Source organism: Klebsiella sp. C239 (assembly GCF_048822715.1).
In the GTDB taxonomy this organism is placed as follows: domain Bacteria; phylum Pseudomonadota; class Gammaproteobacteria; order Enterobacterales; family Enterobacteriaceae; genus Klebsiella; species Klebsiella quasipneumoniae.
In genome coordinates this window covers 96901-110442 of sequence record NZ_JBMEZK010000006.1, presented here as the reverse complement: position 1 = coordinate 110442, position 13542 = coordinate 96901, and the positions used below count along the sequence as shown (strand labels likewise).

General features: G+C 58.7%; 11 protein-coding genes. 9 read left to right on the top strand and 2 right to left on the bottom strand.

The features are described from left to right. Positions 1-30 precede the first annotated feature (30 nt). Positions 31-1554: a PLP-dependent aminotransferase family protein gene (locus tag ACOI6Z_RS17155; protein ID WP_420687458.1), complete on the bottom strand. Its 1524-nt coding sequence runs from the start codon at positions 1552-1554 to the stop codon at positions 31-33. 118 nt (positions 1555-1672) lie between these two features. On the opposite strand from ACOI6Z_RS17155, the gene ACOI6Z_RS17150 reads away from it, so the two are divergent. The 3 genes from ACOI6Z_RS17150 (at position 1673) to livJ (ending at position 5691) form a co-directional block, all read left to right on the top strand. Further along, positions 1673-2938, top strand: a complete 1266-nt coding sequence (locus ACOI6Z_RS17150; protein WP_117129271.1) for a 4-aminobutyrate--2-oxoglutarate transaminase — start codon at positions 1673-1675, stop codon at positions 2936-2938. A gap of 147 nt (positions 2939-3085) precedes the next feature. Next, a complete protein-coding gene (locus tag ACOI6Z_RS17145; protein WP_420687457.1) occupies positions 3086-4330 on the top strand; it encodes an aromatic amino acid transport family protein in 1245 nt (414 codons plus the stop codon). A gap of 257 nt (positions 4331-4587) precedes the next feature. Beyond that, the gene (livJ, locus tag ACOI6Z_RS17140) at positions 4588-5691 is read left to right on the top strand and encodes a branched chain amino acid ABC transporter substrate-binding protein LivJ (RefSeq protein ID WP_002920812.1); all 1104 of its coding nucleotides are present in this window, start codon (positions 4588-4590) and stop codon (positions 5689-5691) included. 569 nt (positions 5692-6260) lie between these two features. On the opposite strand, the gene panM is transcribed toward livJ, so the two are convergent. Further along, the gene (gene panM, locus ACOI6Z_RS17135) at positions 6261-6644 is read right to left on the bottom strand and encodes an aspartate 1-decarboxylase autocleavage activator PanM (protein ID WP_023291228.1); all 384 of its coding nucleotides are present in this window, start codon (positions 6642-6644) and stop codon (positions 6261-6263) included. 423 nt (positions 6645-7067) lie between these two features. Between panM and livK the strand changes: the two genes are divergently transcribed. From livK to ugpB, 6 genes are all read left to right on the top strand, one after another. Then, the gene (gene livK, locus ACOI6Z_RS17130) at positions 7068-8177 is read left to right on the top strand and encodes a high-affinity branched-chain amino acid ABC transporter substrate-binding protein LivK (protein WP_065812638.1); all 1110 of its coding nucleotides are present in this window, start codon (positions 7068-7070) and stop codon (positions 8175-8177) included. 61 nt (positions 8178-8238) lie between these two features. Next, complete coding sequence (gene livH, locus ACOI6Z_RS17125) at positions 8239-9165, top strand: high-affinity branched-chain amino acid ABC transporter permease LivH (protein ID WP_002920807.1); 927 nt, start codon at positions 8239-8241, stop codon at positions 9163-9165. Then, a complete protein-coding gene (gene livM / locus ACOI6Z_RS17120) occupies positions 9162-10439 on the top strand; it encodes a branched chain amino acid ABC transporter permease LivM (RefSeq protein WP_004202111.1) in 1278 nt (425 codons plus the stop codon). Before livH ends, livM begins: the two co-directional genes overlap by 4 nt. Continuing rightward, positions 10436-11203: a high-affinity branched-chain amino acid ABC transporter ATP-binding protein LivG gene (gene livG / locus ACOI6Z_RS17115; RefSeq protein ID WP_023291227.1), complete on the top strand. Its 768-nt coding sequence runs from the start codon at positions 10436-10438 to the stop codon at positions 11201-11203. The genes livM and livG overlap by 4 nt, the downstream gene beginning before the upstream one ends. Position 11204: 1 nt before the next feature. After that, entirely contained in the window at positions 11205-11918 is a 714-nt protein-coding gene (gene livF, locus ACOI6Z_RS17110) for a high-affinity branched-chain amino acid ABC transporter ATP-binding protein LivF (protein ID WP_004145133.1), read from the top strand. 271 nt (positions 11919-12189) lie between these two features. Then, entirely contained in the window at positions 12190-13506 is a 1317-nt protein-coding gene (gene ugpB / locus ACOI6Z_RS17105) for a sn-glycerol-3-phosphate ABC transporter substrate-binding protein UgpB (RefSeq protein ID WP_032454248.1), read from the top strand. Positions 13507-13542: the final 36 nt, after the last annotated feature.

The window sequence follows — 13542 nt, the reverse complement described above, 5'->3', positions numbered from 1 at the left end:
TGACGCCAGGCACCCCGATAACGCCCCGCCTCAGGTTGGGGCGTTTTGTTTTTCTGCGCCATCCATGGGCAGCAGCGCCTCTGGACAGTGCGTCCGCAGGCAGCCTATCAGCACGCTGAACGCCGGCGCCATCTGCTCCTCGGGCTGGCTGGCAAATCCCATCAATAATCCTTTCTTACGCGCCGCCGTCAGGTAGTAGCGCGAGAGCGGCCGCACCAGAATGTGGCGCGCATTGGCCTCGCGGGCGATCGCCACATCGTCCGCCTCCTCCGGTAAATTGAGGATCAAATGCAGTCCGGCATTATCGCTGAAGTCCGACAGGGCGTCGGGCATACAGTGCCGCTGAATCAGCTCGGTTAAAAAGGCGCGACGACGGCTGTAGAGCAGCCGCATGCGGCGGATATGCGCCGAGTAGTGACCAGCGGTAATAAACTCCGCCAGCGCCATCTGGATCAGCGAATGGCCGCCGCGATAAAGCTCGGCGTGGGCGTGCTTCAGATCGCTGACCAGCGGGCGGGGGATCACCACATAGCCCAGGCGCAGGCCGGGATAGAGCGTCTTGCTGAAGGTGCCGACATAGACCACCGGCGCATCGGCCACCAGCCCCTGCAGGGCGGGGATGGGCTGCCCGGAAAAGCGAAACTCGCTGTCATAATCATCTTCGACGATCCAGCTGCCCTGCTGGCGGGCGAGCGCCAGCAGCCGCTGACGGCGTTCAAGGCTCATCACCGCGCCCAGCGGATACTGGTGAGAAGGGGTGACAAAGATGAGTCGCGGCGCATCGTCAACCGTTTCCGGCGGGCACAGCCCATTGGCATCGACGGTGATGGGGGCCGCCCGGACGTCGTTCATCGCCAGCACATGGCGAATGCCCCAGTAGGAAGGCTCCTCCACCCACGCCAGTTCGCCGTTGTCGCACAGCATGCGAGTGACCAGGTCAATCGCCTGGTGGATCCCCTCGGTGATAAGAATTTGATCTGCCTGACAGTGGACGCCGCGCGATACCCGCAGATAATCCACCAGCGCCTGCTGCAGTTCCGGGGTACCGCCGTTGCAGCTGTAGCTGAGCCGCTCCGGCTTTGGCCGACGGCTGATGCGGGCCTGGATCTTGCTGAACAGCGGATGGGGAAAGGCGTTAACGTCCGGTACGCCGGGAATAAACGCTCCCCACTGGCGTGGGCTGGCGCTGACCTGGCCGAGCAGGTGCTGGCCACGGCGTGAAAGGTGCGCCGTCGATGTCGCGATACTGCTGTTTTCCCGCTTCCCATTAGCGGTCAATGAACTTTCAGGCGCGGTTTGGGCAACGAATGTTCCGCTTCCCCGACGGGAAACCACATATCCTTCCGCCAGTAATTGTTCATAAGTTGTTAATATGGTGTTTCTTGATACGCCGAGTTCTCCCGCCAGGTCCCGCGACGGCGGCAGGCGGCTTTGCGGCGCCAGCGAACCGTCAAGGATCGCGCAGCGAAGCGCGTTGTATAAGCGTTTGTGCAGAAGAGGGTCGCGCTCTTCCTGCAGACGGACCAGCACCAGGTCACCCACCAGCGAACGCAATTGGATCCCTCAGATATTCAAAATTGGTACTCGATTATAGGGCCAACTCCTGTGTAAATAAACGACATCGTTTCTAATTTGTTGCGATAACGTGACATACACGACAGGAGATTCGCAGGTGAAAAGCTCAGAACTGAATCAACGTCGCCAGCAGGCGACGCCGCGCGGCGTAGGCGTAATGTGTAACTACTTTGTCGAGAAGGCGGAGAACGCCACGCTGTGGGATATCGAAGGCAATGAGGTGATCGATTTCGCCGCCGGTATCGCCGTGTTAAATACCGGTCACCGTCATCCGAAGGTGGTTGCCGCGGTCGCTGACCAGCTGCAGGCGTTCACCCACACCGCCTATCAGATTGTGCCGTACGAAAGCTATGTCACGCTGGCGGAACGTATCAACGATCTGGCGCCGATTGACGGGCCGGCAAAAACGGCCTTCTTCACCACCGGCGCGGAAGCGGTCGAGAACGCGGTGAAAATTGCCCGCGCTTACACCGGCCGTCCGGGGCTGATTACTTTCGGCGGCGGCTTCCACGGCCGTACCTTTATGACCATGGCGCTCACCGGTAAGGTCGCGCCCTACAAAATCGGCTTCGGCCCCTTCCCGGGCTCGGTGTATCACGGTGTCTACCCGAATGCGGCGCACGGCGTCTCCACCGCGGATGCGCTGAAAAGCCTGGAGCGCATTTTCAAAGCGGATATTGCGCCGGATCAGGTCGCGGCCATCATCCTCGAGCCGATCCAGGGAGAAGGCGGCTTTAACGTCGCGCCAGCCGATTTCATGCAGGCGTTGCGCGATCTGTGCGATACCCACGGCATTCTGCTGATCGCCGATGAAGTGCAGACCGGTTTCGCCCGTACCGGCAAGCTGTTCGCCATGCAGCACTATGATGTGAAACCGGATCTGATGACGATGGCGAAAAGCCTCGCCGGCGGTTTCCCGCTGTCGGGCGTCGTTGGACGCGCCGAGGTGATGGATGCCCCTGCGCCAGGCGGCCTGGGCGGAACCTATGCCGGTAACCCGCTGGCGGTAGCCGCGGCGCACGCGGTGCTGGATGTGATTGCTGAAGAGCAGCTGTGCCAGCGCGCTGAACAGCTGGGTAGCCATCTGCAGGAAGTGCTCAACCAGGCGCGCGCTAGCTGTCCGGCGATTGTCGATGTCCGCGGTCGGGGGTCGATGGTGGCGGTGGAGTTTAACGATCCGCAAACTGGCGAACCGTCGCCGGAGTTCACCCGTCAGGTGCAACAGAAAGCGCAGGAGAACGGCTTGCTGCTGCTGAGCTGCGGCGTCTACGGCAACGTGATCCGCTTCCTCTATCCGTTGACGATTCCGGACGCCCAGTTCTCGAAAGCGCTGGATATTCTGGCGCGCGTACTGAAGAGCTAACGTCTCCCCGGTGGGCTGCGGCGGCAGGGAAGCCGAACAGAAACAGGAAGCCGCAGCCGGCTGTTCATGCTCAGCGTGAGTGGTTTATCACCCTGATATCACCTTTTTTCCGGCGGAGAAAACCGCCGGAGTAAAACGGAAAGTATTATGTCTGAAAACTCCACCTTTTCTCCCGCCCTCACCGGCCGGGAACGTACGGCTGTCCCTGCAAAATCTCTGAGCTTCGTCGAAGGGGTATCGATGATTGTCGGTACCAATATCGGCGCGGGTGTCCTCTCCATCGCCTATGCGTCAAGCAAAGCGGGCTTCTTACCGCTGCTGTTCTGGCTGGTGCTGGTGGGCAGCCTGACGACGGTGACCATGCTCTATGTCGCGGAATCTACGCTCCGCACGCGTAAACATCTGCAGCTCAGCGGATTATCAAAGCGCTACGTCGGCGGCTTTGGCGCGCTGATGATGTTCCTCTCCGTCTGCGTCAACAGCGTCGGCGCATTGACGGCTTATATGACCGGCAGCGGCAAGCTGCTCTACTCCCTGTTTGGCATTTCGCCGGCGCTGGGCAGCGTGCTGTTTTTCGTCCCGGCGGCAGGGGTGCTTTATCTGGGGCTGAAGGCGATCGGCCGCGGCGAGAAATTTATCAGCATCGGTATGGTGGTGATGATCTCGGTGCTGGTGATTGCCACGCTGTTGAAAGAGACTACCCGCGTGGGCTATCTGCTCGACGGCAACTGGCTGTATATGGTTCCGGTCTTCAATGTCGTGGCGTTCTGCTTCTCGGCACAGTATATCGTCCCGGAAATGGCGCGAGGCTTCGCCGACAAACCGGAAAAATTGCCTAAAGCCATTATAGTCGGTATGGCGCTGACCTTTACCCTGCTGGCGCTGGTGCCGCTGTCGGTGATCTCGCTTAATGGCCTGGACAATATTTCGGATGTGGCCACCATCTCCTGGGGCAGGGCGCTTGGCGAATGGGCCTTCTTCTCCGCCAACCTGTTTGCGCTGTGCGCGATGTTGACCTCCTACTGGGGACTGGGCGGCAGCTTCCTGACCAATATCTTCGATCAGTTCCGCCTGGGGAATGATGAACAGCCCGCCCGCCGCATGATGGTGCTGCTGGTGGTGGCGATCCCGCCGTTCGCGCTGGCCTACAGCGGTATGGTCTCTTTCGTCAACGCGCTCTATTTTGCCGGGGTGTTCAGCGGCGTTATTTTATCGATTATGCCGATCCTGATGCTCAAGGGCGCCCGCCAGCGTGGCGACCTGACGCCGGGCTGGACCTGTCCGGCCTGTATGACCCATCCGCTTATCCAATGCTTCATTGTGTTGTTGTATCTTTGCAGCGCCGTCTACGCGGTAGCGTCCGCGGTAGGCTACCTGCCCGCTGGCTGGTAATCAGGGCCTGTTTTGCACCGCGTCCGGTTCATGCTGGCGCGGTTTTTTTATTTGTCACTTATCTGTTACATAGCCCGCAATTTAGTCGTTTCAAATTCCTCAGAATGACGGTATGTTTAGCATAGTGTGCTGCAAAAGCGCGAGCAGCCCCCGGTTGGTTAGCTATCATATGCTTTTCCTATCGATATAAACAAAATAATGCGCTAACAAACAACATCACAACAAATGCAAAAACCATAATAATGGGGAGCCTCAGGATGAATATGAAGGGTAAAGCGTTACTGGCAGGATGTATTGCCTTAGTTATGAGCAGCGCGGCGCTGGCGGAAGATATCAAAATCGCGGTAGTCGGGGCGATGTCCGGCCCGGTGGCCCAGTACGGCGATCAGGAGTTTACCGGCGCCGAGCAGGCGGTAGCGGATATCAACGCGAAGGGCGGCATTAAGGGCAATAAGCTGCAGATCGTAAAATATGATGACGCTTGCGACCCGAAACAGGCGGTAGCGGTCGCCAACAAAGTGGTCAACGACGGGATCAAATACGTTATCGGCCACCTGTGCTCCTCTTCCACTCAGCCGGCGTCTGACATCTATGAAGACGAAGGCATTCTGATGATCACCCCCGCTGCGACCGCGCCGGAGCTGACCGCGCGCGGCTATAAGCTGATCCTGCGCACCACCGGTCTGGACTCCGACCAGGGACCAACCGCGGCGAAATACATTCTCGACAAAGTGAAGCCGCAGCGTATCGCAGTCGTGCATGACAAACAGCAGTACGGCGAAGGTTTGGCCCGTGCGGTGCAGGATGGCCTGAAAAAAGGCGGGGCGAACGTGGTCTTCTTCGACGGGATCACCGCCGGTGAGAAAGATTTCTCCACTCTGGTGGCGCGCCTGAAGAAAGAGAATATCGACTTCGTCTACTACGGCGGTTACCACCCGGAAATGGGCCAGATCCTGCGTCAGGCCCGCGCTGCCGGTCTGAAAACCCAGTTTATGGGCCCGGAAGGCGTAGCGAACGTCTCCCTGTCTAACATCGCCGGCGAGTCGGCGGAAGGCCTGCTGGTGACCAAGCCGAAGAACTACGACCAGGTGCCGGCGAACAAACCGATCGTGGATGCGATCAAGGCGAAGAAACAGGATCCGAGCGGCGCCTTCGTCTGGACCACCTACGCGGCGCTGCAGTCGCTGCAGGCGGGCCTGAATCAGTCTGACGATCCGGCGGAAATCGCTAAATACCTGAAAGGCGCGACGGTAGACACCGTGATGGGCCCGCTGTCGTGGGATCAGAAAGGCGACCTGAAAGGCTTCGAGTTCGGTGTCTTTACCTGGCATGCTAACGGTACGGCGACCGACGCCAAATAATTTAACCGGCGCCTTTCACGCTGCAAATGCGTTGTCTGCGCCCCTCAACCCCGGTCACTTACTGATGTAAGCTCCCGGGGATGTCGGGTCTTGACGCCTTTTTGCAACGCGAAATGCTGGGTTAAATGGGTAGGGCGCCTTTCACGCTGCAAATGTGTTGTCTGCATCCCTCAACCCCGGTCACTTACTGATGTAAGCTCCCGGGGATGTCGGGTCTTGACGCCTTTTTGCAACGCGAAATGCTGGGTTAAATGGGTGGGCGCCTTTCACGCTGCAAATGCGTTGTCTGCGCCCCTCAACCCCGGTCACTTACTGATGTAAGCTCCCGGGGATTTCGGGTCTTGACGCCTTTTTGCAACGCGAAATGCTGGGTTAAATGGGTGGGCGCCTTTCACGCTGCAAATGCGTTGTCTGCGCCCCTCAACCCCGGTCACTTACTGATGTAAGCTCCCGGGGATTTCGGGTCTTGACGCCTTTTTGCAACGCGAAATGCTGGGTTAAATGGGTGGGCGCCTTTCACGCTGCAAATGCGTTGTCTGCCCCCCTCAACCCCGGTCACTTACTACGGCTTAATGCTTTTCCCAACCGGTCTGCTGGGCGCTAAAGCCGAGCGCCTGCATAAAGGCCGCCATCACGCCGCGGTCTTCCACCCCGCGGTCGGCGACGCGCCAGCTATTGATCGCCGGGTTATCACGCAATGTCTCTTCCACTAAATATTGCCCGACGCCGCGGCGGCGGGTCACTTCACGCACGCACAGATCGCTGAGCTCACCTTCGACGCCACGCAGGGTAACGCGCACAGCGCCCAACAGGCGCTCGTTAAAGCGGGCGGCATAGAGACGATGGTTTTCATCCAAGGTCAGCGTCGACAGATCCTGCGACGGCCAGATTTTCCCCAGATCAATGCGATCCTGATCGCTGAAGTGCTGTAAACGGATAATAGTCAGTTTCATGGGCGGCAAGTCCAGTGCAAAACAGAGGCGCCAGTGTACCCAAAATTGCTGTCTGGCGGAGCGCTGTTTTTTGCGCATACATCAGGGGATTCGTTTTCCTGGCGTTGTTGGGGTAGCGCAATCCGTCATGGATCGAAAAATAAGCAGGATTTTAACCTAATGTGCAGCGTTTTATTCCGCCTTATGTATCGTTATTTTATGCTGCCGCATGGACTTTTTTTTGTTTATCTTCAGCAAAATACAGAATATTATCTTTGCTTAATCGACTGAAAAATAGAGATTTTAATCTGTTTTTTAGTGAAAAGCTGCGCTAAACCATTAAACTCAATGGTAAAAATGGCGTTGTTTAATAAAAGCACAGAATGCTTTTTAACCATAAAAATACAAAACATTTACACCACATCACGAACGGGGTTCTGCAGCATGAAAAGGAACGCGAAAACCATCGTCGCGGGCATTGTCGCATTAGCGATGTCGCACGCGGCGATGGCCAAGGATATTAAGGTCGCCGTGGTCGGCGCGATGTCGGGTCCGGTGGCCCAGTGGGGCGACATGGAGTTCAACGGCGCGCGTCAGGCGATTAAAGACATCAACGCCAGCGGCGGTATTAAGGGCGACAAGCTGGTGGCCGTCGAATATGACGACGCCTGCGATCCGAAGCAAGCGGTCGCGGTGGCCAACAAAATCGTCAACGACGGTATTCAGTACGTTATCGGCCACCTGTGCTCCTCTTCCACCCAGCCGGCTTCCGATATCTATGAGGATGAAGGCATCCTGATGATCTCCCCGGGAGCGACCAACCCGGAGCTGACCCAGCGCGGCTATCAGTACATCATGCGTACCGCCGGCCTCGACTCCTCGCAGGGGCCGACCGCGGCGAAATATATCGTCGAGAACGTCAAACCGCAGCGTATCGCCATCATTCATGACAAGCAGCAGTACGGCGAAGGGCTGGCGCGTTCGGTGCAGGACAACCTGAAAAAAGCCGGGGCCAACATCGTCTTCTTTGACGGCATCACCGCGGGCGAGAAAGATTTCTCCGCGCTGCTGGCGCGCCTGAAGAAAGAGAACATCGACTTCGTCTACTACGGCGGTTACTACCCGGAAATGGGCCAAATGCTGCGCCAGGCGCGCTCCGTGGGGCTGAAAACCGTGTTTATGGGGCCGGAAGGGGTCGGCAACGCCTCGCTGTCCAATATCGCGGGCGCCGCGGCGGAAGGGATGCTGGTGACGATGCCAAAACGCTACGATCAGGACCCTGCCAACAGCGCCATCGTCAACGCGCTGAAAGCGGAGAAGAAAGATCCGAGCGGGCCGTATGTCTGGATCACTTACGCCGCGGTTCAGTCGCTGGCGCAGGCGATGGACAGAACCGGCAGCCAGCAGCCGCTGGATTTAATCAAAGATTTGAAAGCGCACGGGGCGAAAACCGTGATTGGGCCGCTGAACTGGGATGAAAAAGGCGATCTGAAGGGATTTGAGTTTGGTGTCTTCCAGTGGCACGCCGACGGCTCTTCGAGCGCGGCGAAATAAGCGCTGAAGATGAGTTATCCCTCCGCCCGCGAGCCGCGGGCGGTTTGAAAAAGGTTACCTTATGTCCGAGCAGTTTCTCTATTTTCTGCAGCAGATGTTTAACGGCGTCACGCTGGGCAGTACCTACGCGCTGATCGCCATCGGCTATACGATGGTGTACGGCATTATCGGCATGATCAACTTCGCCCATGGCGAGGTCTACATGATTGGCAGCTATGTCTCCTTCATGATCATCGCCGCGCTGATGATGATGGGTATCGACACCAGCTGGCTGCTGGTCGCCGCCGGCTTCGTGGGCGCCATTGTGATTGCCAGCGCCTACGGCTGGAGCATTGAGCGCGTGGCCTATCGGCCGGTGCGTAATTCCAAGCGTCTGATTGCGCTGATCTCCGCTATCGGGATGTCTATCTTCCTGCAGAACTACGTCAGCCTGACCCAGGGCTCCCGCGACGTGGCGCTGCCGAGCCTGTTTAATGGCCAGTGGGTCGTCGGCCACAGTGACAGCTTCTCCGCGACGATCACCACCATGCAGCTGGTGATCTGGGTGGTGACCTTTATCGCCATGCTGGCCCTGACGCTGTTCATTCGCTACTCGCGGATGGGGCGCGCCTGCCGCGCCTGTGCCGAAGACCTGAAAATGGCGAGCCTGCTCGGCATTAACACCGATCGCGTCATTGCCCTGACCTTTGTGATCGGCGCAGCGATGGCGGCGGTGGCGGGCGTGCTGCTGGGTCAGTTCTACGGCGTGATTAACCCCTACATCGGCTTTATGGCCGGGATGAAGGCCTTCACCGCCGCCGTGCTCGGCGGTATCGGCAGTATCCCCGGCGCGATGATCGGCGGCCTGATCCTGGGTATTGCCGAGGCGCTCTCTTCTGCCTATCTCAGCACCGAATATAAGGACGTGGTTTCCTTTGCGCTGCTGATTCTGGTGCTGTTAGTGATGCCGACCGGCATTCTGGGCCGCCCGGAGGTGGAAAAAGTATGAAACCGATGCAAATTGCAATGGCGCTGCTCTCTGCTGCGATGTTCTTCATTCTGGCGGGCGTCTTTATGGGCGTGCAGCTGGAGCTGAACGGCACCAAACTGGTGGTGGATACCGCCGCCGATATTCGCTGGCAGTGGATCTTCATCGGCACCGCGGTGGTCTTTTTCTTCCAGCTGCTGCGGCCGCTGTTTCAGAAAGCGGTTAAGAACGTCTCCGGGCCGAAGTTTATTATGCCGGCGATTGACGGCTCGACGGTGAAGCAGAAGTTGTTCCTGATAGCCCTGCTGGTGATTGCCGTGGCCTGGCCGTTTATGGTGTCGCGCGGTACGGTGGATATCGCCACCCTGACGATGATCTATATCATTCTCGGCCTTGGGCTGAACGTGGTGGTCGGCCTTTCCGGCCTGCTGGTCCTGGGCTACGGCGGGTTCTACGCCATCGGCGCGTATACCTTCGCGCTGCTGAACCACTATTACGGTCTCGGCTTCTGGACCTGTCTGCCGCTGGCCGGCCTGGTCTCCGCGGCGGCTGGCTTCCTGCTTGGCTTCCCGGTGCTGCGTCTGCGCGGCGACTACCTGGCGATCGTGACCTTAGGCTTCGGCGAGATCGTGCGTATTCTGCTGCTCAACAATACCGAAATCACCGGCGGGCCAAACGGCATCAGCCAGATCCCGAAACCGACCTTCTTTGGCCTCGAATTCAGCCGCAGCGCCCGCGAAGGCGGCTGGGATACCTTCAGCAACTTCTTCGGCGTAAAATACGATCCCTCCGACCGGGTCATTTTCCTCTATCTGGTGGCGCTGCTGCTGGTGGTGCTGAGCCTGTTCGTTATCAACCGCCTGCTGCGGATGCCGCTGGGGCGGGCGTGGGAAGCGCTGCGTGAAGATGAGATCGCCTGTCGTTCGCTGGGCCTGAGCCCGACGCGCATCAAGCTGACCGCCTTTACCATCAGCGCCGCGTTTGCCGGCTTCGCCGGGACGCTGTTCGCCGCGCGCCAGGGCTTCGTCAGCCCGGAATCCTTTACCTTCGCCGAGTCCGCCTTTGTACTGGCGATCGTCGTGCTGGGCGGGATGGGCTCGCAGTTTGCGGTGATCCTGGCGGCTATTCTGCTGGTGGTGTCGCGTGAGCTGATGCGTGACTTTAACGAATACAGCATGTTAATGCTCGGCGGTCTGATGGTGCTGATGATGATCTGGCGTCCGCAGGGGCTTCTGCCAATGACGCGCGTGCAGTTGAAGCTGAAAAACGGTCAGGCGAAAGGAGAGCAGGCATGAGTCAGCCATTATTATCCGTCAGCGGCCTGATGATGCGTTTCGGCGGTCTGCTGGCCGTCAACAATGTGTCGCTGGAGCTCAAAGAGCGCGAGATCGTCTCGCTGATCGGCCCCAACGGCGCCGGGAAGACCACCGTCTTTAACTGCCTGACCGGTTTTTACAAGCCCACCGGCGGCACCATTCTGCTGCGCGACCAGCATCTGGAAGGGCTGCCGGGCCAGCAGATTGCCCGGATGGGCGTGGTGCGGACCTTCCAGCACGTGCGCCTGTTCCGCGAAATGACGGTGATTGAAAACCTGCTGGTGGCGCAACATCAGCAGCTGAAAACCGGGCTCTTCTCCGGCCTGCTGAAAACGCCGGCCTTCCGTCGGGCGCAGAGCGAAGCGCTGGACCGCGCGGCCACCTGGCTTGAGCGTATCGGCCTGCTGGAGCACGCTAACCGGCAGGCCAGCAACCTGGCCTATGGCGACCAGCGCCGGCTGGAGATTGCCCGCTGCATGGTGACCCAGCCGGAAATTCTGATGCTCGATGAACCGGCGGCGGGGCTGAACCCGAAAGAGACCAAAGAGCTGGACGAGCTTATCGCCGAGCTGCGTAACCATCACAACACCACCATCCTGCTTATCGAACACGATATGAAGCTGGTGATGGGCATTTCCGATCGCATCTACGTCGTGAACCAGGGGACACCGCTGGCCAACGGGACGCCGGAAGAGATTCGTAATAACCCGGACGTGATCCGCGCATACCTTGGTGAGGCATAAGATGGAAAACGCGATGTTAACTTTTGACAACGTCAGCGCCCACTACGGCAAGATTCAGGCGCTGCACAACGTCAGCCTGCATATCAAACAGGGCGAGATCGTCACGCTTATCGGCGCCAACGGCGCGGGGAAAACCACCCTGCTCGGCACGCTGTGCGGCGATCCGCGCGCCTCCAGCGGGCGTATTGTCTTTGACGGTAAGGATATTACCGACTGGCAGACGGCGAAGATCATGCGCGAGGCGGTGGCGATCGTCCCGGAAGGGCGGCGCGTCTTTTCGCGAATGACGGTGGAAGAGAACCTGGCGATGGGCGGTTTTTTTGCCGACCGCGATCAGTTCCAGACCCGCATCAAATGGGTGTATGAGCTGTTTCCGCGTCTGCACGAGCGCCGTATCCAGCGCGCCGGCACCATGTCCGGCGGCGAACAGCAGATGCTGGCCATCGGCCGCGCCCTGATGAGCCAGCCGCGTCTGCTGCTGCTGGATGAACCGTCGCTGGGGCTGGCGCCGATCATCATTCAGCAGATCTTCGATACCATCGAGCAGCTGCGCGAGCAGGGGATGACTATCTTCCTGGTTGAGCAGAACGCCAACCAGGCGCTGAAGCTGGCCGATCGCGGCTACGTGCTGGAGAACGGCCACGTGGTGCTGGAGGATACCGGCGACGCGCTGCTGGCCAACGAGGCGGTGCGCAGCGCCTATCTCGGCGGTTAATTCATCGTAACCCGGCGTCATTCACTTCGCCGGTTTGTAGCCCGGGCGAGGCGCTTGCGCCGACCCCGGGAGCCGATCGCACAACTATTATCCGTGTCTCAGCTCCCACTTTACTTCCCCCGTCCTTTCATCGGCTTGTCATCTCTCTGACCCGTTACTATCTTTTTTTTGTAATAAAAAAGTTATTTTTCTGTAATTCGAACATGTCATGTTACCCCGCGAGCATAAAACGCGTGAAATCGCGCATCCGGCACAACAAGAGAGATAACCGATGATATCGTTACGACATACAGCTTTAGGACTGGCGCTGAGCCTGGCTTTTGCCGGTCAGGCCCTGGCGGTTACCACCATCCCGTTCTGGCACTCAATGGAAGGCGAACTGGGTAAAGAAGTGGATTCTCTGGCGCAACGCTTTAACGCGGCCAATCCTGATTACAAAATCGTTCCGGTATACAAGGGCAACTATGAACAGAGCCTGAGCGCCGGTATCGCCGCCTTCCGTACCGGCAACGCGCCGGCGATCCTGCAGGTGTATGAAGTGGGTACCGCCACCATGATGGCGTCAAAAGCCATTAAGCCGGTCTACCAGGTGTTCAGCGAGGCGGGCATCACGTTTGATGAATCGCAGTTTGTGCCGACGGTCGCCGGGTATTACACCGATTCGAAAACCGGCCATCTGCTCTCCCAGCCGTTTAACAGCTCCACGCCGGTGCTGTACTACAACAAAGACGCCTTCAAAAAAGCCGGTTTAGATCCAGAGCAGCCGCCGAAGACCTGGCAGGATCTGGCGGCCTACACCGCGAAGCTGAAAGCCGCCGGAATGAAGTGCGGCTACGCCAGCGGCTGGCAGGGCTGGATCCAGATTGAGAACTTCAGCGCCTGGCACGGTCTGCCGGTGGCGACGAAAAACAATGGCTTTGACGGCACCGACGCGGTTCTTGAGTTCAACAAGCCGGAGCAGGTGAAGCATATCGCGCTGCTCGAAGAGATGAACAAGAAGGGCGATTTCAGCTACTTCGGGCGTAAAGACGAGTCCACCGAAAAGTTCTATAACGGCGACTGCGCCATTACCACTGCCTCGTCCGGCTCGCTGGCCGATATCCGCCAGTACGCCAAATTTAACTACGGCGTCGGCATGATGCCCTACGATGCCGACGTGAAAGGCGCGCCGCAGAACGCCATCATCGGCGGGGCCAGCCTGTGGGTGATGCAGGGTAAAGACAAAGAGACCTACACCGGCGTGGCGAAGTTCCTCGACTTCCTGACCAAACCGGAAAATGCCGCCGAATGGCACCAGAAAACCGGCTATCTGCCGATCACCACCGCGGCCTACGATCTGACCCGCCAGCAGGGCTTCTATGATAAGAACCCGGGCGCCGATATCGCCACGCGCCAGATGCTGAACAAGCCGCCGTTGCCGTTCACCAAAGGCCTGCGTCTGGGCAACATGCCGCAAATCCGCACCATCGTCGATGAAGAGCTGGAGAGCGTGTGGACCGGCAAGAAAACCCCGCAACAGGCGCTGGATTCCGCCGTTCAGCGTGGGAATCAGCTGCTGCGCCGCTTCGAACAAGCGACCAAATCGTAATCTGTAACTTGCCCGGTGGCGCTGCGCTTACCGGGC

Bases quoted from the DNA above. Each gene is read 5' to 3' on its own strand.
- livM (WP_004202111.1), top strand. From the start codon at position 9,162: ATGAAACCGATGCAAATTGCAATGGCGCTGCTCTCTGCTGCGATGTTC.
- ugpB (WP_032454248.1), top strand. From the start codon at position 12,190: ATGATATCGTTACGACATACAGCTTTAGGACTGGCGCTGAGCCTGGCT.
- panM (WP_023291228.1), bottom strand. From the start codon at position 6,644: ATGAAACTGACTATTATCCGTTTACAGCACTTCAGCGATCAGGATCGC.
- livG (WP_023291227.1), top strand. From the start codon at position 10,436: ATGAGTCAGCCATTATTATCCGTCAGCGGCCTGATGATGCGTTTCGGC.
- ACOI6Z_RS17145 (WP_420687457.1), top strand. From the start codon at position 3,086: ATGTCTGAAAACTCCACCTTTTCTCCCGCCCTCACCGGCCGGGAACGT.
- livF (WP_004145133.1), top strand. From the start codon at position 11,205: ATGGAAAACGCGATGTTAACTTTTGACAACGTCAGCGCCCACTACGGC.
- livH (WP_002920807.1), top strand. From the start codon at position 8,239: ATGTCCGAGCAGTTTCTCTATTTTCTGCAGCAGATGTTTAACGGCGTC.
- livK (WP_065812638.1), top strand. From the start codon at position 7,068: ATGAAAAGGAACGCGAAAACCATCGTCGCGGGCATTGTCGCATTAGCG.
- livJ (WP_002920812.1), top strand. From the start codon at position 4,588: ATGAATATGAAGGGTAAAGCGTTACTGGCAGGATGTATTGCCTTAGTT.